The organism is Abditibacteriota bacterium, from assembly GCA_017552965.1.
Taxonomy (GTDB): Bacteria; Armatimonadota; UBA5829; order UBA5829; family UBA5829; genus RGIG7931.
In genome coordinates this window covers 63,360-83,762 of the sequence record JAFZNQ010000009.1, presented here as the reverse complement: position 1 = coordinate 83,762, position 20,403 = coordinate 63,360, and the positions used below count along the sequence as shown (strand labels likewise).

17 protein-coding genes are annotated in these 20,403 nt (G+C 54.4%); 4 read left to right on the top strand and 13 right to left on the bottom strand.

Annotated elements, in window-relative coordinates:
• Nucleotide 1: 1 nt before the first annotated feature.
• Both rimI and tsaD read left to right on the top strand, forming a co-directional pair.
• The gene (gene rimI, locus IK083_01350) at nt 2-475 is read left to right on the top strand and encodes a ribosomal protein S18-alanine N-acetyltransferase (GenBank protein MBR4748204.1); all 474 of its coding nucleotides are present in this window, start codon (nt 2-4) and stop codon (nt 473-475) included.
• Nucleotides 456-1,448, top strand: a complete 993-nt coding sequence (tsaD, locus tag IK083_01345) for a tRNA (adenosine(37)-N6)-threonylcarbamoyltransferase complex transferase subunit TsaD (GenBank protein ID MBR4748203.1) — start codon at nt 456-458, stop codon at nt 1,446-1,448. Before rimI ends, tsaD begins: the two co-directional genes overlap by 20 nt.
• Nucleotides 1,449-1,607: 159 nt before the next feature.
• Here tsaD and IK083_01340 read toward each other — a convergent pair whose 3' ends face one another.
• Entirely contained in the window at nt 1,608-3,617 is a 2,010-nt protein-coding gene (locus IK083_01340; GenBank protein MBR4748202.1) for a hypothetical protein, read from the bottom strand.
• Between the two features lie 34 nt (nt 3,618-3,651).
• Nucleotides 3,652-5,670: an ATP-dependent DNA helicase gene (locus IK083_01335; protein ID MBR4748201.1), complete on the bottom strand. Its 2,019-nt coding sequence runs from the start codon at nt 5,668-5,670 to the stop codon at nt 3,652-3,654.
• A gap of 229 nt (nt 5,671-5,899) precedes the next feature.
• Here IK083_01335 and IK083_01330 point away from each other — a divergent pair, with 229 nt between their 5' ends.
• A complete protein-coding gene (locus tag IK083_01330; GenBank protein MBR4748200.1) occupies nt 5,900-7,264 on the top strand; it encodes a D-alanyl-D-alanine carboxypeptidase in 1,365 nt (454 codons plus the stop codon).
• Complete coding sequence (locus tag IK083_01325; protein ID MBR4748199.1) at nt 7,146-7,832, top strand: rRNA pseudouridine synthase; 687 nt, start codon at nt 7,146-7,148, stop codon at nt 7,830-7,832. Before IK083_01330 ends, IK083_01325 begins: the two co-directional genes overlap by 119 nt.
• Before the next feature lie 39 nt (nt 7,833-7,871).
• On the opposite strand, the gene IK083_01320 is transcribed toward IK083_01325, so the two are convergent.
• The 11 genes from IK083_01320 to IK083_01270 are packed head-to-tail and all read right to left on the bottom strand — an operon-like array spanning nt 7,872 to nt 20,366.
• Nucleotides 7,872-8,963, bottom strand: coding sequence for a sugar kinase (locus IK083_01320; GenBank protein ID MBR4748198.1), 1,092 nt, complete (start codon nt 8,961-8,963; stop codon nt 7,872-7,874).
• Between the two features lies 1 nt (nt 8,964).
• Nucleotides 8,965-10,881, bottom strand: a complete 1,917-nt coding sequence (locus IK083_01315; GenBank protein ID MBR4748197.1) for a hypothetical protein — start codon at nt 10,879-10,881, stop codon at nt 8,965-8,967.
• Nucleotides 10,878-11,621: a uracil-DNA glycosylase gene (locus IK083_01310; protein MBR4748196.1), complete on the bottom strand. Its 744-nt coding sequence runs from the start codon at nt 11,619-11,621 to the stop codon at nt 10,878-10,880. Before IK083_01310 ends, IK083_01315 begins: the two co-directional genes overlap by 4 nt.
• Nucleotides 11,614-12,120, bottom strand: a complete 507-nt coding sequence (locus IK083_01305) for an HIT domain-containing protein (protein ID MBR4748195.1) — start codon at nt 12,118-12,120, stop codon at nt 11,614-11,616. Before IK083_01305 ends, IK083_01310 begins: the two co-directional genes overlap by 8 nt.
• A 2-nt stretch (nt 12,121-12,122) precedes the next feature.
• A complete protein-coding gene (locus IK083_01300) occupies nt 12,123-13,499 on the bottom strand; it encodes a S41 family peptidase (GenBank protein ID MBR4748194.1) in 1,377 nt (458 codons plus the stop codon).
• A gap of 3 nt (nt 13,500-13,502) precedes the next feature.
• The gene (locus tag IK083_01295; protein MBR4748193.1) at nt 13,503-14,810 is read right to left on the bottom strand and encodes a PDZ domain-containing protein; all 1,308 of its coding nucleotides are present in this window, start codon (nt 14,808-14,810) and stop codon (nt 13,503-13,505) included.
• Between the two features lie 20 nt (nt 14,811-14,830).
• A complete protein-coding gene (locus tag IK083_01290; GenBank protein MBR4748192.1) occupies nt 14,831-15,493 on the bottom strand; it encodes a hypothetical protein in 663 nt (220 codons plus the stop codon).
• Nucleotide 15,494: 1 nt separating this feature from the next.
• On the bottom strand, nt 15,495-16,793 hold the full coding sequence (yvcK, locus tag IK083_01285; GenBank protein ID MBR4748191.1) for a uridine diphosphate-N-acetylglucosamine-binding protein YvcK: 1,299 nt from the start codon (nt 16,791-16,793) through the stop codon (nt 15,495-15,497).
• Between the two features lie 3 nt (nt 16,794-16,796).
• On the bottom strand, nt 16,797-17,681 hold the full coding sequence (rapZ, locus tag IK083_01280) for an RNase adapter RapZ (GenBank protein MBR4748190.1): 885 nt from the start codon (nt 17,679-17,681) through the stop codon (nt 16,797-16,799).
• Nucleotides 17,678-19,543 (bottom strand): excinuclease ABC subunit UvrC, encoded by a 1,866-nt coding sequence (gene uvrC / locus IK083_01275; protein MBR4748189.1) that lies wholly within the window; start codon nt 19,541-19,543, stop codon nt 17,678-17,680. Before uvrC ends, rapZ begins: the two co-directional genes overlap by 4 nt.
• Entirely contained in the window at nt 19,536-20,366 is an 831-nt protein-coding gene (locus IK083_01270; GenBank protein MBR4748188.1) for a PIG-L family deacetylase, read from the bottom strand. Before IK083_01270 ends, uvrC begins: the two co-directional genes overlap by 8 nt.
• Between the last annotated feature and the right edge of the window lie 37 nt (nt 20,367-20,403).

Below are 20,403 nucleotides of genomic sequence, written 5' to 3'. Positions count from 1 at the left end.
TATGTCATACGCCATACGCAGAGCCCGGATAGATGATATAGAGGCGGTGCGCAATATAGAAACAGCGTCGTTTGCCGATCCCTGGTCCGTCAGTATGATCACGGACGACATACTGGACAGGGAGCTGGGGATCAGGACCTTTGTCCTCACGGTGGACGGACATACGGCGGGATATTATTTTTATTATCCTCTGAGCTCGGATCTGGCCAACCTGGCTGTTGCGCCCGAATACAGAGGCAGAGGCTACGGACGGATACTCCTGATGCATTGCATCGAAGAGGCCCGAAAGGACGAGTCGCCGGAGCTGTTTTTGGAGGTCAGAGAGTCAAATCTGGCCGCCAGGAAGCTGTATCAGTCCTGCGGCTTTGAGATAATCAGCAGAAGAAAGGATTATTACACCCATCCCAGAGAGGACGGGCTGGTGATGCTCCTGAGAATAAACGACGGGATCAAACATGAAGATATTAGCCATTGAAACAAGCTGTGACGAGACCAGCGCCGCCGTAGTCGAAGACGGCTGCAGACTGCTGTCAAACGTAATATCCTCACAGATAGACATACACAAAGCCTTCGGAGGCGTAGTGCCGGAGGTGGCCAGCAGACGGCATCTGGAGCTGGTGATACCTACTGTCACCGAAGCTCTGGACAAGGCCTCTCTCACTCTGGACGATATTGACGCAGTGGCCTGCGTCAATCGCCCCGGTCTTATAGGCGCTCTGGTAGTGGGAGTCGCGGCGGCAAAAGCCATTGCGCTGGGAAAAGGGATACCCCTTATAGGGGTCCATCATCTGGAAGGGCACATATACGCCAACTGGCTCTCGGGAGAGGATATCACTTTTCCCCTGGTGTGCGCGGTAGTATCCGGCGGACACAGCGACGTGATATACATGAAGGATCACGGACAATACGAGATCATGGCCAGGACCAGAGACGATGCGGCAGGAGAGTGTTTTGACAAGACCGCCAGAGCCATGGGACTGGGCTATCCCGGAGGGCCTGCCATAGACAAAGCAGCAGCAAAGGGAGACCCAAAGGCTGTGAGACTTCCCAAGGGCAGGATAGACGATTCGCTGGACTTTTCCTTTTCGGGTCTGAAGACCGCTGTGATCAGATACATAGACAAGAACCCGGACTACAACGTGAATGACCTGGCAGCCTCCCTGCAGGCCAACGTGGTCAACACGCTGGCAGACCGTATATTTGATATCGCAAAGATGAAAAGGGTGGATCGGATAATGGTGGCCGGAGGAGTGGCAGCCAACAGCTATCTCCAAAAGACCATGAAGGAAAGGGCTGCCCGCCTGAACTTCAGGGTGTCCGTTCCTCCGCCCATACTGTGCACGGACAATGCCGCCATGGTGGGCGCTGCCGCCTGGTTCAGGTATATGGCCGGAGAGGATTCGGGGCTGGATCTGGATGCAAAAGCTTCGGAACCCATCACAGGCTGAAAATCAACAACAGAGCCGCCGGACTGCTTGCCGGCGGCATTTTTGTCTGTGGACAGGCTGTGGACAACCTGTCGATGGGTGTGTACGGCTCACTTGACTGAGCTGTGGGTAAGTCTCAAAAAAAGCGGACCCATAGGGCCCGCCTCTTTTTTTGTCCTGTCAGTCGATGATCACCGTATCCACTATATCCATGTCCTTTATCTTCACGGACAGGACTCCGTCCTTGTAGCTCTGGGAGAGCCGTTTGGAAGGAGCAGCCAGAAGGGATACTTTGCCGGGCTTTTTGTCCAGCTTTATCTTAAAGGATACTTCCTTCACGACGGGGATCTCCTCTGTGTCCACGTCGTTCATCAGAAGGGATTTTACGCTGCCGGTGTTGGCAAAGGACACGTATGTCCTGCCATCCTTTTCTCTGGCGATCAAATGGGTATAATAGGGAGCATGTACGTCAAATATATCCAGGTCCACGTCCATGGCTTCGATCAATTGACCTACGATGGTCCTCATACTGGGCTCGGCGGTGACGTCATAGGACGAGAAGATGCCGGTATATATACCGGCTGCGGTGCCTTTGCCCACCTTGTTTATGGTCACAATGGGCTCGGAGCCCTTGTTGATATCAGGCTGCTGCTGCCAGAGCTTGTATCTGAATACCTCTGCGGTATCGGCTTCGACCTTTTCCCATTCGTTGCTGAAGGAGGCGACTCTTTTGCCTGCTTCTATCCAGAAGGGGCCGGAGGGCTGGGAAGCGCCGTTTTTGACGCCCAGCAGCTCTGCGGCGTATTTGTTGTCGGTGCCGGCAAATATCACGTTGCCGCCGTTTTCCACGTATGCGGCAAGCTGCTTCATAAAGCCTTCGGGCAGCTCTATCTCGGGGACCACGATGAGACTGTAGTCGGAGAGGCTGTTGCGGACCATATATGTCTCTGCAATACTCACGGGTATATGCAGCTCGTTGAGTATCTGGGCGGCTCCGGTGACGTTGGGATACGAGTCCAGACTGATGAGGAAGGTGCCATAGCGTCTGTAGAACCAATCTTCATCCATGAGGATAAGAGCCTGCTTGTAGTGCTCCGTGTGCCTCAGCTCCATGCCTCTCTCTTTGATGAACTTGGAGACCTGCGCAAATTCTTCCGTGTACCAGTCGGTAAAGACGCCGTTTCTCTGAGGCTGCTCATATATCATGGAAGAGCCGCCGCAGGCTGCGATATATCCGCACTCCTGCACAAGCCTCAGGGCGGACTTGCCGGTGTAGGGACCATTGGGCTTGGGAGTGAAGCCCCATACCATCAGATCCCAGTCCTTGGTCCTGTTGGGCAAAAAGGCGCCTTCCAGCATGGCAGACTTCAGAGCCTTGTTGGGGGAGAGGTCGCCGGAGATGTAGTCGGTGGGCACCTTTTCGGGAGAGGGGTGTCCGAAGGTGTAGTACCAGTTGCTGATGACGGTGCACTCGGGCTTCAGAGCGTGTATGGCGTTGGTGTAAGAGGTGACGTTTTCGTCAAACAGGTCTCTGAAAAACTTGTTGTAAGCCAGCCAGTTGTCGCCGCCTCTGCCTTCGGGAGCATCGAGCCCGGTCCTCTTTTTGAATTCGGCCTTGCAGCGGTCGCACCAGCAGCAGCGGACTGCCCAGCAGTCGCCGTCCACCCAAAAGCCGTCCACGTCATATTCGCGGACTATCTCCTCCATCTGGGGTATCTCCAGCTCCTTTGCGTAGTCGGAGGTGAGACACACCATACCTCCGGAGCGGGAGCCGTCGGGACCTATGGCTTCCCAGTCGGGATGCAGCTCACAGGCTCTGATGTCGTACACGCCGGAATAATGGACTCCCAGCTTGACGCCCATTCTTTTGGTCACGTCTCTGTGTATCCTGAGAGCATCCTTTTTGATGCCGGGGGAGGGAGTGCCCACCTTGGTAGGCCAGCTGGTGATGCCCGAATGGCCCTTGCAGTCGCACTGTATCCAATCGGGCTTTACTCTCCTGAGAAAGTCTTCCAGGGCTTCCTCTGTGAGGCCTTCTCCCAGCATCGTGTCGCTCATGCTGGCGTGAAGGTCGAAATGGATGCCAAAGCAGGCATCGTCATGCCAGTTCTGTACTTCCTTTGCGCAGGCGGCAGTCCCTCCGAGGAGGACCAGCAGCAGCGCGCACAATATCAGCTTGAAGATTTCCATGTTGTCTCCTGTATGTTTCGGACCTTGGTCCGTATTATTTGTCATCAGAGTCCCCGGGGGCGTCCTGCGGAGCCGTCTCTTTCAGGATCCTGTCTATATCCATTCTGGCGTCCACCCAGTCCTTTACCTTGTCTATGGTGGTAACGCCCTTGCACCCGGGAAAGGCCTTGTAAAGATTATATCTGTAGCGCTTGGTGTGCAGACGCGAATCCAGTATAGCCACTACTCCCTTGTCGGAGCGGGTGCGGATCAGCCGGCCCATGCCCTGCTTCAGCCTGATGGCAGCCTCCGGCAGAGAATAGTCGTCAAAGGGATCCTTTCCCAGATCCTTGATATAGTCGCACCTGGCCTTTACCGAAGGACTGGAAGGCACCGGGAAGGGGATCTTGTCCAGGACCACCAGTCTCAGCCTGTCACCGGGTATGTCCACGCCCTCCCAAAAGCCGGAGGTGCCCATGAGCACCGTGTTGGGGTCCTCGGTGAATTCTTTTATGAGCTGCGCCCCGGGCATATCGCCCTGCCTGATGTAGTCATAGCTGCCTTTGCGGGCGAGGATATCGTACACCTTGTTCATCATGCTGTAAGAGGTGAACAGCAAAAATGCTCCTCCGCGGGTGACGGACAGCAGCTGCTCGGTCTTATCTGCCAGAAGAGCGGCGTATTCCATGCTGTCTGAGGGAGGGGGAGTATCCCTGGGGACGTAGAGCAGCATCTGCTCCCTGTAGTCAAAGGGACTGTCGTACACGTACTCCCGCACTCTGTCCTCGTCCTCTATGAGATCTATCCCCAGACGGGATTTGATATAATCAAAGCCCTCGCCGCTTGCCAGCGTGGCGGAGGTCAGCACTATGGAAGTGTCGCCTCGGGCAAACAGATTGTCTCTCAGACCGTCGGACACCGACACGGGAGTGGAGTGAAGGCTGACTATGTTCCTGGTCTCACCTCTCACTTCACCCCATCTGAACATTTCTTCGCTCTGACCGAAGAGTATGTCTCCGATGGACATACGCACCTCTGAGAGCATATCGCAAAAGGATTCGGCCTGAGCGCGAATATCCTTGTCCTCTATGTCCTCCAGCTCGTCGATGACGACTCCCAGCTGCTCTGACAGATCCCGGGCTGCGGACAAGAGCTCCGGAGAGGATACGTCCTCTATGAAAAAGTCCGGCTTGTCCGTACGGATCTGCCCAAACATCATATCAGAGAGCTTGCCCACCGAATCCAGCAGGGCATCGGACAGGTCAAATTCTTTGCGATTCCTGAGCCTCTTCAGGATATAGGGCAGAGACAGGTTGGACAGCTCTGCGCTGAACACGTTGCTGGCCACTTCTTCCAGATGATGGGCTTCGTCAAAGACCACGCAGCTGTATTCGGGCAGAATGTCGCCGGCCTTGTCTCCTCCCGGCCCCCTGTCCTGGGCTTTCAGGGCCAAGTCGGAGAAAAACAGGGCGTGATTGGTGACTATGAGCCTGGCCCCTTCGGCCTTTTTGCGCATGTTGTAATAGAAGCATCTGCCGGACTGAAAGTAGGGACACTCGTTTTTGCGGCAGGTATGCATGTCGCTTCTGACTTCGGCCCAGTAGGGAAACTCAAAGTCGATGTCTTCATAATCGCCGGTCTCGGTCTTGCCCACCCATTTGAGAAAACGCTTGAAAAGCTTCTCGCCGTCGTGGAGGATGCTCCCGGCGGCATAATCCACCTCGGATCTGCACACGTAATTGTTGCGGCCCTTTACCAGCGCGTAGCTGATCTCTTCCGGATCAAACAAGGCGGGGATGTCCTTGCGGATCAGCTGGTTCTGCAGATTGATGGTGTTGGTGGATATGATAATGACCCGGCCATCCCTGGCCAGATAGTAAGCCGGCGAAAGATATGCCAGGGTCTTGCCTACGCCGGTGCCTGCTTCCGCCAGCAGCAGCCGGCCGTGGTTGAAGGCATCGGCCACAGACAGACTCATATCTATCTGCTGGCGTCTGGTCTCATAGCCCGGGGTCTTTTTTGCAAAAATGCCCTCGGGGCCGATGATTTTCTGTATGTCATCCGGATGGATCACTGAACGCTCCTTATATAAGTGGGTATCTCAAGACTGATCACATTTATATATTACCCTATACGGCAGTTTTTTTCAACAGGTCCGGGGCTTTTGCAGGGGCGGCCGAGTATATCATATAAACTGCATATATGGTATAATATTTATGTAGCTCCCATAGCCCGGGCTTCTTGCAGCTCCGGAGCGTCGGGAGATGTCGGCCGGTCCTGCCGTATAAACCCTTGGTCTTATTATGTATAAAAGATATTTCTCAGTCCTTATTCTGCTTCTCGTCAGTCTCGCCGCTTATTGCCAGGAGGCCGAAAAAGAGCCCGCCATCACCTATGACAAAAGCGGCGCTCCCATCCTCACCTGCAAGGCTGCCTGCCTGATGGATGCCGATACGGGGCAGGTGCTCTATAAGAAGAACCAATACGCCCATCTGCCCAACGCCAGCACCACCAAGCTGATGACCTGTATCCTGGCGCTGGAAAGACTTCCCCTGGACGACATGCTGACTGCGTCGGAAAACGTGGCGGCCACTCCCTTTACTTCTCTCTACATGACCAAAGGCGAAAAGATCAGCGTGCAGGACGCTCTGGCCGGGGCCGTGGTCAAATCTGCCAACGACACCTGCGTGTTGTTTGCGGAAGCCATAAGCGGCAACACCAAACGCTTTGCCTCCCTCATGAACAAGAAGGCTATGGAGCTGGGGATGATGGACACCCATTTTGTGAATCCTCACGGCCTCTACGACAAGAACCATTATTCGTCTGCGTATGACATGTGTTTGCTGGGCAAGGAAGCTCTCAAATATCCCATCATACCCGAGCTGGCCATGACCAGAAGATACGTACTGGATTCCCGTACCGAAAACAGGCAAAACGTGCTGATCTTCAACAAGACCAAGTTCACCAAACAATACAAATACGCCACCGGACTCAAGGCGGGATACGTGAAGCAGGCGGGCAACTGCCTGGTGGCCTCTGCCGAAAAAGACGGGATCAGGCTGGTGAGCTGCATACTCAATTCACCTCAGGTCACCGACGAGACCATTGCCCTCATGGATTTTGGCTTCGGTCATTTCAGAAAAGAGATCGTGTTCTCCAAAGACAAGTTCAATATAGAGTACAACGTCTCCAATTCTCCCGACAAGGTCAGAGGAGTCATGGTATCGGACCTGTCCTGTCTGACTCCCAGGAACGAAAAAGCCGGTGATTTGGAATACAAATTCGTAGTGTCCAATGAGCTGACAGCGCCCATCAAAAAGGGCGATATCATTGGCAAGGCCAAGGCTTTCAGGGGACTTAAGGAAGTTTCCTGCGTGGATATAGTGGCGTCGGAGGACGTCAAGCCAGGCAGCACCCTCACGGCAGGAGTGGTCATTGCCGGTATAGGAGTATTTCTCTGGAAGGTGATCAAGGTGATCTTGATCGCCGCAGGCTGCATACTAATTTTGGCAGGTGTAATAGCAAGTGGAAGAAAGATTGCAAAAAATCATGGCAAAGGCGGGTCTCGGATCAAGAAGAAAATGCGAAGAGATCATTCTGGCAGGCGCGGTCACAGTAGACGGACAAAGAGCTGTTTTAGGCCAGAAAGCAGACCCAGACGCAAATGACATCCGCGTCTATGACAAGCCTATCAGGATCAACACTCGCAAAAAGTATCTGCTGTTGAACAAGCCGGCAGGGTACGTGTGCACCAGAGCCTCCTTTGCAGGAGAGACCTCGGTGATGGCGCTGGTGCCGGACAAATCCCTGTATCCCGTGGGCAGGCTGGACAAAAACACCACCGGTCTCCTGTTTTTGACCAACGACGGTGATTTTGCCAACGCGCTGATGCATCCCTCTTCGGGCATCGACAAAAAATACGTGGCTTACTGCATGGGACAGATCACCAGAGAAGAGATGGATACCATCAGAGAAGGAGTGGTGCTGGACGGACGCAGGACCATGCCCTGTCACGCCTCCTTTGTGTCCTACAACAGCAGAAAAAACCTCTCCAGAGTGGAGATAGTCATTCACGAAGGCCGCAACAGACAGGTGAGACGCATGTTCGCATCCATAGGTCATGACGTCAAGCACCTTTCGCGGGTGGAGGTCGGAGGGATCGGTCTCACAGGAGTCAAAGAGGGGACATATCGCTCCCTGACCCCCTCGGAGGTCAGACAGCTGCAAGGCAAATAATATAATGGCGTCCCCCTTGCGGCGGGACGCCATACAGCATTATCTCGACACTCTGGCTCCCTTGCCCTGCATGAGAGCTTCCACTTCTTTTTTGCTGGCCATGCTGGTGTCTCCCGGCGTAGTCATGGCGAGCACGCCGTGGGCAGTCCCGCAATTTACCGACCATTGAGGGTCCCCGGTGGTCATCAGCCCGTATATCAGACCCGATGCAAAGCTGTCGCCTCCTCCTACTCTGTCCATGATCTCCAGATCCGCATAATATGGGGCGCTGTACACAGTGCCGTCCACGCACAATATGGCAGAAAAATCGTTGCGGCTGGCGGACTTGACGGTCCTCAGAGTGGTGGCTATGGCCTTGAAGTTGGGATACTCCCGGGTGACCTCTCCGATCATTTTCTTGTAGCCCTCTATATTGAGGCTCTTGAGATCGGCGTCATTGCCCTCCACCTTAAAGCCCAGACAGGCAGTAAAATCTTCCTCGTTGCCTATCATGATATCCACGTATCGGGCGATCTCTCTGTTGACTGCCCGTGCCTTGTGGAGGCCTCCTATATTTTTCCACATGGACGGACGGTAATTCAGGTCATAGGATACTATGGTGCCATATTTTTTGGCAGCCTTCACGGCTGCTATGGCGGTCAGGGCGCTGTTTTCGGACAGGCCTGCGAATATGCCTCCCGTATGGAGCCATTTGCAGCACAGCTCTCCGAATATATAGTCAAAGTCAAAGTCTTCGGGCTTCATCTGGGATATGGCAGTATTGCCCCTGTCCGACACACCCAGAGCGCCGCGGGCTCCAAAGCCTCTCTCGGTGAAGTTCAGTCCGTTGCGGACTGTCCTGCCTATGCCGTCGTAAGGCACCCATTTGATAAGGGATGTGTCCACTCCGCCCTGAAGGATAAAGTCTTCCACCAGACGGCCCACCTCATTGTCGGCAAAAGCGGTGATGACGGCAGTCTTCAGACCAAAGCATCGCCTGAGACCTCTCGCGACGTTGTATTCGCCGCCGCCTTCCCAGACGTTGAAGCGTCTGGCAGTTTTGATCCTGCCTTCTCCCGGGTCGAGCCTGAGCATTATTTCACCCAGAGCCACCATGTCAAAGGCTGCGTTGTCCTTGAGATTCAGTTGCATATCATTTCACCTTGTTGTTTATTATCAAGCGGGACAGCATACGCTGCTCGTGGAGATCTATACCCACGGTGACGCCTTCTGTCAGCAGATCGCATCCGGGTATGACAAGGGACAGATCCTTGTTCATGGGACACTCCAGCATGGAGGGGAACACTATCCTGATGGTATCCGTGTTTGCCTCTGCTTTTATGGGCACCTGCGCTATCAGGTTGCCGTCGGGATCACTGAGGGCAGCAGTGGTCGTCAGCTCCCTCTCCAGAGGTCGAGTCCTGACTGTGAGCTCCGTGAAGCTGAGGAGTCCGTAAGGCAGACAGATGCCGAGAACGTCGGCTGCCTGCTTTTTGACGTCCTGAGGCTTTTCCGCGGGGCAGGGGAAGCCCTTTGCAAAGTCAGAGGCATAGCCGGCATAGGCGCCCTGACCTATGGAGTGCCAGTTGTATGAATTGTAGTAGTCCGCGCCCATCATATACGCCAGCCTCAGGTCATAGAGGTGCAGCGTCAGAGGCATGCCGTCGTTTTCTTCGCGATTGAGATTGGTCCAGCGCCCGTGTTCCCTCACTCTGTATATGTCCGAGGGCAGCATGGGGATGGTGCAGCTTTCCAGACCGGTAAATGCCTTGGCCGACACTGCCCACTCGGACGCTGGCTTGCCCTTCAGCATATTGCAGGGAAACACGTCCCTTCCCTGATACAGGGAATGGGTGTAGATATCCTGACCAAAGCCAAGCTCCTGCATGATCTCCCTGTACATCCCGGCGCTGCGGGTATTGTATTCCGACACGTTCCTGTGGAGCCACAGCAGCTCTTCTTCGGAAAGACCGTCCCCGGGGTCCAGCTCCACGCCGTCTTTCTTGGCCGCTGCCACAGCAAAAGGGTTGAAGTCGGCCCACAGCCGCTCTCCGTAGGCGCCGTCCCTGTCCAGGACCATGTCAAAATATTTGGGCTCATTTTCCATATATACGTTGTCGATCCAGTCGGTGGTATCCGCTGCTCCTCCCAGTATCTCAAAGGCCTTGCGGAGAGTGTCGCGCCTGAATTCAAACAGGGCGTCGGAATTCATGGTGAGCCAGGGCGTATTTGCCCATTGGTTGGGCTGGGTGGACGTATAATGGGTGTTGTATCTCGGTCCCAGCAGATCACTGAGCTTTTGGCTGAAAGGGAATTTCAGGTCCGGGCTGTAGCATATCTGCTGATACTTTTCGTCTCCGAAGGGCAGCCCCTCCGGGTCGTTAACAAAACGGGGAGTGCCGCTCCACCAGGATACCATTCCTATGATGATCTTCAGGGAGTATTTGTCGTGGAGCAAATAAAAAGCGTCGGCTATATCCCTGAGCACGTTGTCGGGAGTGTTGGCATACCTGATCTCGGTGCTCACTCCCTTTGAAATGTGATATTCCTCCGGCAGGTCCGGAAGAGATTCGGCCAGCTCTCTGACGGGAGGCTCCAGGCCCTCCAGGTTGGGAGACACCGGCGGGATGAGGCCCGAGATGATGAAGGAATCGCGCTTTTTCTCCCGGGCCAGGTCGTCGGCAGATACGCCTTTGACCTGAGATATCACCGGCTTGACTTCTCCCGAGGCCCTGATTGTCACTTTTTTGTTTTTGGCCGTCGAGGACAGCCTGATAAAATAAGACACAGGACCAAAGCCTGGTCCCGTGAAATGCCGGACAAAGGGCGCTTCTCCGGTGATGTCCACTGTATAAGAGTATGCAGGGCAGTCCTTTGTGGGAGAATAGGGATAGAGCTCGGTGATCATCACGTAGATGCTGTTGCTTTTCACTGAGAAAGCCTTTTCACCATCGATCTCTTCGCCCGTGTAGGCAAGGTCCTGATCACCCACAGTGCCACGCAGGGTGACCTGAGAGGCAAGCAGGGGCGCATACAGAAACAGCAGCATAATAATCAAACAATATCTCATATCCCCAGCTCCTTTTCCCTGAAGGAATACTTGTCAAAAGGCTCCGCGCTTTCCGGGGCGGCATCCTGTTCTGCGGGCCTTTCCGCAGGAACTTTGGGCGCCTTGTCGCCGGTCTCCTCGCTGCGCTTTTTGGCGCGCTTGAGCTCTATCACCTTTTTTCTGGCAGCTTCTATATCTGCCACCAGCAGACTCTTGCCTCCGTCACCGTCCTTGTACTGATTGCGCAGTATATAGGACGGATGCAATGAAGGAATGACCGGTATCCCGAAAGCACTTTCATAAAAGACGCCTCTCTCTTTGGTCATGGCCACGTTTTGTCTTCCCAGAAGAAATCTGGTAGCCGGTGCGCCAAGAGCCAGAATGACCATGGGCTGCAATATGGCCAGCTGCCCCAGGAGCCAGTCCTTGCAGCTGTCGATCTCGTCGGGCTCGGGAGGCCTGTTTTTTATGGTTTTTTCGCCCACGATACAGGCCCGGCATTTTACCACGTTGCAGATAAATACGCGCTTGCGCTCTATACCGCATTCCATCAGACATTCCGTAAGGAGCCGGCCGGCCTTGCCCACAAAGGGAATGCCGGTCTCGTCCTCTGTGGCTCCGGGGCCCTCTCCCACGATAACGAGAGGCGACTCGGGATCGCCTTCGCCGAACACCACCTTGGTCCTGGTGGATGAGAGCCTGCATTTATGGCAGGCGAGGGTCTCTTCCCTGAGCCTGGCCAGCATATCTGCCTTATTCATGACCGGCCGCCGCAAGTATCCTGTCAAGGCTGGATTTGATCCTGGCAAAGGACACGTCCAGATCCTCCGGTATCACCTTGGTCTCGCCGATAACGGGCATGAAATTGGTGTCGCCCTCCCATCTGGGCACTATGTGCATGTGCATATGGGCGGCTATGCCGGCGCCTCCCGCGGAGCCTATATTCCAGCCAATATTGAAGCCGTGGGGGGAATAGGTGTCCCTGAGAGCCGCTACGGCATATCTGGCCAGATGCATCACCTCGGCGGATTCTTCGGCGGTAAGCAAGGTAAAGTCCGACAGATGCCTTTTGGGTATCACCATCAGGTGTCCGTTGGAGTAGGGGAACTTGTTCATGACTATATAGGACAGCTCCCCGCGATAGAGGATGTGATTGGCCTCGAGCTCATCGGTCCGGGCAAAATCACAGAATATACAGCCGCTGCTTTTTTGGGAAGACCCCACGTATTTAGAGCGCCAACCGGCCCACAAGGTATCCATGTTTACTCCTTTCGTTCCTTTGCTTTTTTGCTTCTGTACTCCCTGAGGAGCTTTTCCGACTGAGTGTAATAGCTCTGCAGGGTGCGTTCGTCCCTCAAGCCCAGCTTGACCCGCAGCACGTTGACGGCGCAGCTCAGCTGGTTGTCCGTCCTGATATTGTCGGGATCGTAATTCTCGCTTTCTTCGATCATGATGTCCGGCTCGATACCCTTTTTGTTGATATCTATATCAGCGGGAGTATAATACTTTGCGGTGGTGATGCTGCAGGCGCTTCCGTCGGTCATAATGGGCACTATGGACTGTACCAGCCCCTTGCCAAAGGTGACTGTGCCGATGATAGTGCCTGCGTGATTGTCCTTGATGGCGCCGGAGACGATCTCCGAGGCGCTGGCAGACATGCCGTTGACCAGCACGGCTACGGGAAGAAACGGATGGTCCTGCGCCGCGCGTTCGATGGGAACGTCTATCCTCTTGCCGCCCTTTTCACGGATGATCACTACGTCACCCTTGTCTATAAAGCGGCTGCCTACGCTGATAGCCATGGTCAAAAGACCGCCGGGATTGCCCCTGAGGTCGAAGATCAGGGCCTTCATCCCTTCCGATTCCAGCTTGGTCCAGGCCTTGTCCACCTCCGCGTCTGCCTTCTGATTGAATTGATGCAGTCTGATGTAGCCGATGCCGTCGGCCTTTCTGAAGCCGTCCGCTTCGGTGAGCATACGGCTTGTCACCGTGGTTTCCTGTATGACTGCCCGGGTGACGGTGATGGTCCGGGGAGTTTTTTCTCCCTTGCGGGAAATAGTCAGAGTCACCTGTGTCCCTATCTCGCCGCGGATGCGCTTGACTATGGTGTCCAGATCCTTGTCATGGCAGTCAAAATCATCTACCTTCAGTATGATATCACCGGCCAGCAGACCGGCGCCCTCGGCAGGAGCGCCTTCAATGATCTCATGGATCTTGGTCTCCCCCAGCTCGTTTTTCTTGAGCACTGCGCCTATGCCCGAAAAATTGCCTTCGGTCTCCTCGCGCATGGACTTGTAGGCTTCGGGCTCGATGAAATAGGTAAAGGGGTCTTCGCAGGTGGTGAGCATCCCGCTGATACCGGAATAGGTGACCTTTACGGGATCTATCTTTTTGTAATAGGTGTTTTCCAGATCCCTCATCACTGCCGTGTAGGTGTCGGTAGCCTTCAGGTCGGGTTTCCTGATGACTCCCGCGACCTGACCCTTTTGAGGAAAGTTCCTCAGAGCTGCCATCATTTGCCTGCCGCTGTCTATCACCGTGCGGCCGGAGGTGACGTGAGCAAACACCAATATGGGGGTAGCCACGCCGAGCATAAAGACGATGATGCAGCAGATGATATATTTGATGATACTCTTCATATTTTACCTCCCGAAGGCCTTGGCGATAAAGGCTGAGTCGGGCAAAACGCCGGTGTCGCCGGAAAAAGCCACGTCCGGGCTGACGGGCTCGGGTTCCTTGTTGGCGAGTGTCATGTATTTTCCCGAAGTCATGGTATAGCCGCCTCCGTTGTCCAGCCCGAAATAGGTGAGCTCGGTAAAGTCGCCTTCGGTGGCTTCGCCGCAGATGACTGTGTCGGGATAAAAGGCTTTGAGAGAAGCAGCCATGATCTCGCTCATTCTGCTGGTACCGCTGTTCACCAACACCATCACAGGGGCTCGGCAGGGCTCGGAACAGGCGGGAGTCCTCAGCAGTCTGCTCTTTTGAGCGGATACCCGATAGAGTGTCCTGGAAGGCAGGAACAGCGACAACGCGTCGGAGGTCCCTTCGCTGCTGCCCCCGAAAACGTCTCTGAGGTCAAGTATCAGCCCCTTGCCGGCATCAGACGTCTCACCTGAGAGAGCCTTTTTCAGATCCCCGGATATATAGTTGATCCTAATATATTTGTATCCGGCTATGTCTTTGGTCTCAATGATATCCAGATGATATTTGCCTGCATCGACTTCGACAGTCTTTTGTTCGGAGCCCCGTTTTACAGCGAGAACAAAATGGCCCTCGGAGCCTCTTTCCAGCTGTTTTTCCGCTTCAAGTATCATGACGCCCTTATCTACTCGGGCATTTTCGTCATCCAGATATTTCTGCAGCTGTTTTTGCTTGGTGATGTCCGGCTTCATCCTGTATTCGTTGAGGGCCTTTTCGGCTCTGGCCAGAGGATTGTAGGGCAATACGTCCTTGCCGTTCACGGACAGGATGATATCTCCGTCCTTGAGACCTGCTTTGTATGCATTGGAGCCCGGGATCACAGAGCCTACGTGCAGCTGTTCTTCCCGGATGCCGTCTATCTCGGTGGGTATTATGCGGGACCGGATGCCTATGCCTTCAAAATCGCCTTTTTCCGCATTGATCAGCAGAGCGGCCTCCTCGGGCTCCACGTATCTGGTATTCTGATCACCCATTTCACGCAGCATGCCCTTGACGAGATTGACGGACATCCGGGTCTCGAACTCGGGGGTGATCTTTTCCACGTATTCCGTATTCATGGCCCGCATGACTGCATAAAAGGTACTGGTGGGATTGAAGAGGGTGCTCAGGGCTCCATCGGTGGATGCGCTCAGGTGATCCAGAGGATCGCTGGCCTTGCGTATCTGTTTGTTCACCAGGGAGCAGCCCATAAGGAGACCGACCAGAAATATGAACAGCATCAGCGCTGCCCGGGTTTTTTTGTTGAACAATTGCTGCCTCCTCGTTGTCGTCAAAAGCCGCGCAGGCCGTCAAGACGGGTGACTTCGCCCGTCATCACATAAAAGCCCGCATTGCTGCCGCCGGCCAGATATTCAAACCTTTTGAAGTTCAGGTTGTCTTTGCTAATGATAGGATTGATCTGCTTGTCTACAGAGGACGGATCCACAGCGTATCCCCCGGCAGAGGCCCTGACGATGCGCAGATATACGGAAGGTCCCGAGGCCTGCAGCACGCCCACGGCGTTGTATTGGTTGGTGCTGACAGTCACGTAACCGCCGGACATCTGTATGTTCAGATTCTGCGCGCCGCTTTTTATGATGCCGAGCAAGGTGTTCTCGGACACCTTGATGTCAAAAACCATCTTTCCGATATTGCTTTGCTGAGGATCACGGGCGTTGATGCGTATACCGGATAGGGTCAGCTTTACGTAGCCCGTGTTGTTGTCCGTAGTTATGTCCACGTTTGCCTTTCTGATGCGGCCGCCGAAGATGGAAAACATATCCGAATATATGCGCACTCGGGCAGGGCTGTGGGTCTTGTTTTCTATCTCGCCGGAGAGCTTTTTTTCTATGCCGGCTTTGATGCAGAGGTAGGACACCATCCACAGCAGGAAGACGCCGCAGGCTATGGCTGCGATCACGACGGTCTTTTTGGGTAAGCGTTTGATGTTCATGTCAGAATACCTTTATAATAGCCTCGGCTACCTTTGCGGGATCATGCTTCACGGTACTGCTGGTATTGATGAAGTTCCCGCTGATGGCCTTGATCCCCATCTTGTTTATATTGTCCAGATCGGCCTTCACGTAGAATTGGCCGGCCTTCATGTATTTTTCTGCCTGGCTGTTCATGGGCTGATAGGTGTTGACCAGCACGTAGTCCAGTATCTTCTTTCTGCCTATGACGTTCTGTATGGCGCTGCAGTGCCCTGAGGCAGACAGCCCGTCGGATTCGCCCTTCTGAGTCATGACGTTGCACACCAGTATTTTGGGGGCGTGAGTCTTGATAAGGGCCGCCCTTATTTCCTTTACCAGCAGGTTGGGTACTATGCTGGTATAGAGCGAACCGGGGCCGAGAATGACGATGTCCGCATTCATGATGGCGTCCACGGCTCCCTTGGGCGCTTTGGCATTGCGGTCCGAGAGACGGATGCTCTTGATGGGCTTGTTGTAATCCACGATATCGGTCTCGCCCCTGACTTCGGTACCGTCCTCAAAGGTGGCGATCAGGTCTATGGAGTCCCCTGAACAGGGATACACCTTGCCTCTGATAGCGAGGATGTCCGCAAACCGTTCCACAGCGGTCTCAAAGGAACCTGTGAGCTGAGTGAGAGTGGCTATAAACAGGTTGCCGAAGGAGTGTTTTTCCAACTCCGGTACCAGAGTGTTGAATCTGTACTGGAACAGCTTCTCCATATCTTCTCCCTTGTCTGCCAGAGCGATGATACAGTTGCGGATATCTCCGGGAGCCGGAATATCCTGCTCTTCCCTCAGTCTGCCCGTGCTGCCGCCGTTGTCCGTCACGGACACTATGGCAGTGATATTGGCCGAATACTCCTTCAGTCCTCTCAGGAGAGTGGAAAGACCGGTGCCGCCTCCTATGACCGTGATCTTCAGTCCCTCCGACAGGAGATGCTTTTCAAAGACCATGTCCGCGATACGGGAGTCCGCATGGGGGTGGACTGTACGGAACACATTGATGACTATCTGTCTCACGGCCAGCAATATGCAGATGATGCCGACCAGCAGGAACAGGAAGCAAATGACTGTGTTGGTGGTCCCGTCTGTCAGCATAAGGCCTGTGGAGCTGAAAAGACGGATAGCAAAATACCTCTCGATCTTCAGTATATCGGTCCCCAGAGTGAGCATGAGGCCAAAGGCAATGAGAGCAACGCCTGCTCCCAGCAGCAGGAACCAGCGCTTGATCCCGAGGCCGGGATACAGGAGCTTCAGGTCGGATACAAATCTGTTTTTCATCTTTTACCGCCCAAATCTGAATGCTTCTCTGTGATCTATCCTCACGGGATAGTTCTTGGATATGAGATATTTTCCCAGCTCGTCGGCTATGGTGATGGATCTGTGCCTGCCTCCGGTGCAGCCTATGGCTATGGTGAGATAGGCTTTGCCTTCCCGGGTATATTCGGGAATGGTAAAATCGATGAGACCGTAGAGCTTTTTCAGGTAGTTCTTGGTCTTGGAGTCCGACAGCACGTATTCCTTCACGGCTTTATCCAGCCCGGTGAGCTCTCTGAGACCGCTGACCCAGTAGGGGTTTTTGAGAAAACGGACGTCAAACATGAGATCCGCTTCGAGAGGAGCTCCGTATTTGTATCCGAAGGACATGATGGTGATATTCAGATCTTCCTTGACGGAGTCGGAGTCAAAGAGCTGCTTCAGGCTCTTGCGCAGCATATCTGCCGAGCTTTTGGAGGTGTCTATGATCCTGTCGGCTGCGCCGCGCATGTCCTGCAATACGGCCCGTTCGTTCCTGATGGCGTCCAGAATACTGATGTCGGGGGAGGAGAGGGGATGCTTTCTCCTGGTCTCTCTGAACCTTCTGATGAGCTCTTCTTCCGCGCAGTCCAGATACAGTACCACGGGCGACACAAAGCCTGCGGTGGGACGGGACTTCAGCTCCTTGACGCAGGTCAGGGCTTCGTCAAACAGCTCTCCCGAGCGCTTGTCTATGACCACGGCAAGACCCGGTATGGCTTCGTTGGGCGAGAGCAGGTCCACCAGAGACGGCAGCAGCTGCGGGGCCAGATTGTCGCACACGTAGTAGCCCATTTCCTCCAGGCTGTTGAGCGCCAGTGATTTTCCCGAACCGGATACACCGGTGATGATGACTATTCTCTTGGTTTTCATATATCCTTCCGACCTTCTTCCGCGGCATGAAAATGGTCGTATATCCGCTGTGCATAGATGCGGCTGATGCCGGGTACCGACATGAGCTCCTCCACGTCTGCCGACTTGAGCTTGTCCAGACTGCCGAAGGCTTTTATCAGGGCCTTGCCTCTGGCAGGGCCTATGCCCTCGATCTTCTGGAGCCGGGACTGTCGGACAGTCTTTGATCTCAGGGTCCTGTGATGAGTGATGGCGAACCTGTGGGCTTCGTCTCTGATGCGCTGCAGCAGCATGAGACCTCTGGACCTTTTGGGCAATACTACAGGGGACATGTCCTCCAGGAAGATGATCTCGTCCCGCTTTGCCAGACTGATGACTCTGGCGTCTTCCGCCCCGTTTTCCCTCAGGATCTCCAGTACTGAGGAAAGCTGACCCTTGCCGCCGTCTATCACAAACAGATCCGGCAGAGCTTCAAAGGCGGGAGTCTTTCTCAGAGACCCTGTCAGCCTTCTGGTGAGCGCTTCCTTCATGGACATAAAATCATCGGGCTTGCCCTCGGTGGACCTTAATTTGAAATGGCGGTACAGATCCTTGTCGGGGACACCGTTGATAAAGGTGACCAGCGAAGCCACGGTGCAGTCGCCCTGTATGTGGCTGATGTCATAGCATTCCATCCTGAGAGGCAGATGGTCCATCCCGGCGGCTTCAGCCAGCTCGGCAAGGCTTTCGGTGTTGAAGCTGTCTGCGGCTGTAAACCTTTTCTTGATCATATCCAGCTGCTTGGCAGCATTGTTGACTGCCAGCAAAAGCAGCTCCTTTTTCCTGCCCTTCCGGGGCATGATGACAGAGACCCGGGAGCCCCTGAGGGCGGAGAGGGTGTCTGCCAGTCCTTCCTCGGCGGCGCAGCTCACCAATATCTCTGACGGCGGGATGTTCTGCTCGCCGTAATACGAGGACACAAATCCCGAAAGGGCGGCCTCCGGCGCTTCTTCATCGGCGTTGGTCAGCTCAAAGGAATTCTGGCCTATGACGCAGCCCTTGCGCATCTGTATGACGTACACGCAGGCAAAGCCGCCGGACATGTCCAGGGCCAGTACGTCCCTGTCGGCCAGATCTCCGGATATGATGTTCTGATTGCCCGAGATACGCTCTATGGATCTGATCTGATCCCTCAATCTGGCTGCCTGCTCAAAATCCATATTGTCGCTGGCAGAGAGCATCCTTGCCCTGAGCTCCTTTATGAGCTCGGTCCTTTTGCCTTCGAGAAAAGCGATGACGTCACTCACGGCCTCCATATAATCGGCGTGAGTGGCCTTGCCGGCGCACACTCCCACGCACTGTCCTATGTGCCAGTACATACAGCCCTTTTTGGCCTTGTCCGGCTCCCTGTAGCCGCAGGGGACGCGGAATATACGGCGTATAAGACTGACCGTTTCCTTGACAGCCGCTCCGTCGGTGTAGGGACCGAAATACCTGTCCCGGTCGTTTTTGCTGCGGCGCAGCTTGTGCCTTACCAGTACCCGGGGATAAGTGTCGGACAGAGTAACTGCGATATAGGGATAGCTCTTGTCATCCTTTAAAAGCACGTTGTAGGGAGGCATGTGCTTTTTGATGAGGTTGTTTTCCAGTATGAAGGCTTCCCTTTCGGTGTCCACCACCACAAAGTCCAGGTCCCTGATCTCGAAGACCATCCTTCTTTTGCGTCGGGTCAGGGCTGTGGATCTGTGAAAATAGGAGGTGACTCTGTTTTTCAGAGACTTGGCCTTGCCCACGTAGAGGATGCGGCCGTCATCGTCCTTCATGAGATAACAGCCGGGCTGGTCCGGCAGCATGGACAGCTTTTCCGCCACCCGGTCAGTGATGCTTATATAGCCGTCATCCATGTATGTTGGAGAGCAGCTCCCGGCGGAACATGTCCAGATATTTCTCAGCAAATTCCTCCGGAGTCACCGGGCTCTCGGATATGAGCTCAGTCATATCCACACCGATATTTGCCAGCGAGACCGTGTCCGTGCCGTGAGACGCCAGATAGGTGGCGTTGGCTCTGCGTCTTCCCGAGGTGGCCAGATCGTAGCGCTTGCCTCCGCATATCTGCGAATCAAAGACGCCCAGTATGGCATTGGATATGTTTTCGTGAGAGGAAACGTCCAGGATGATCTTTTTGTCGTCGGATATCCAGTCCAGACTTCTCCACACCTCGCAGCCCAGCAGCTTTTTGGGCCTTGCGGAGACAGGCAGCATGTTGATGGCCTCGATGACTCTCAGAGATACCGCTACGTGAGTGGGATGTTTGTCAAATATATTGTGGGTATATACGCACTCGGGAGACGCCTGGGCTATGAGGCGGCTGAGCTCCTCTGTGGCGGCCTTTTGGGACCGGTCCTTGACCTGGGCGCTGGTATAGCCCAAGAAGGCGCAGAAGGAATATTCACCTACGTAGGCGGCTTTTTTCTGCTCCTTGACCCTGATGGTCTTCATATCGTCATCGGTGTAGTCAGCATACAGATCGTCTCTGGGGCTGCCGGCTCCGTCAGTGACTATCACGGCTCCGAAATACCGGTCGTCCTTTCCAAAGCAGTCTATGACTCCCTTTGCCGCCATGATCTCAATGTCGTCCTGATGGGCGGACACTGCCAGGTCTGTGGTCTTGCTCTCGGCGCAAGAGGGCTCCAGACCATTGGAATCGGGTATATATTTTATCATCATGCCACCTCACTATAAAGCTTGTCACTATAATTATATT

Coding starts and splice junctions, on each gene's coding strand:
- rimI (MBR4748204.1), top strand. CDS start 2: ATGTCATACGCCATACGCAGAGCCCGGATAGATGATATAGAGGCGGTG.
- tsaD (MBR4748203.1), top strand. CDS start 456: ATGAAGATATTAGCCATTGAAACAAGCTGTGACGAGACCAGCGCCGCC.
- IK083_01340 (MBR4748202.1), bottom strand. CDS start 3,617: ATGGAAATCTTCAAGCTGATATTGTGCGCGCTGCTGCTGGTCCTCCTC.
- IK083_01330 (MBR4748200.1), top strand. CDS start 5,900: ATGTATAAAAGATATTTCTCAGTCCTTATTCTGCTTCTCGTCAGTCTC.
- IK083_01325 (MBR4748199.1), top strand. CDS start 7,146: ATGGCAAAGGCGGGTCTCGGATCAAGAAGAAAATGCGAAGAGATCATT.
- IK083_01320 (MBR4748198.1), bottom strand. CDS start 8,963: ATGCAACTGAATCTCAAGGACAACGCAGCCTTTGACATGGTGGCTCTG.
- IK083_01315 (MBR4748197.1), bottom strand. CDS start 10,881: ATGAGATATTGTTTGATTATTATGCTGCTGTTTCTGTATGCGCCCCTG.
- IK083_01310 (MBR4748196.1), bottom strand. CDS start 11,621: ATGAATAAGGCAGATATGCTGGCCAGGCTCAGGGAAGAGACCCTCGCC.
- IK083_01305 (MBR4748195.1), bottom strand. CDS start 12,120: ATGGATACCTTGTGGGCCGGTTGGCGCTCTAAATACGTGGGGTCTTCC.
- IK083_01300 (MBR4748194.1), bottom strand. CDS start 13,499: ATGAAGAGTATCATCAAATATATCATCTGCTGCATCATCGTCTTTATG.
- IK083_01290 (MBR4748192.1), bottom strand. CDS start 15,493: ATGAACATCAAACGCTTACCCAAAAAGACCGTCGTGATCGCAGCCATA.
- yvcK (MBR4748191.1), bottom strand. CDS start 16,793: ATGAAAAACAGATTTGTATCCGACCTGAAGCTCCTGTATCCCGGCCTC.
- rapZ (MBR4748190.1), bottom strand. CDS start 17,681: ATGAAAACCAAGAGAATAGTCATCATCACCGGTGTATCCGGTTCGGGA.
- uvrC (MBR4748189.1), bottom strand. CDS start 19,543: ATGGATGACGGCTATATAAGCATCACTGACCGGGTGGCGGAAAAGCTG.
- IK083_01270 (MBR4748188.1), bottom strand. CDS start 20,366: ATGATGATAAAATATATACCCGATTCCAATGGTCTGGAGCCCTCTTGC.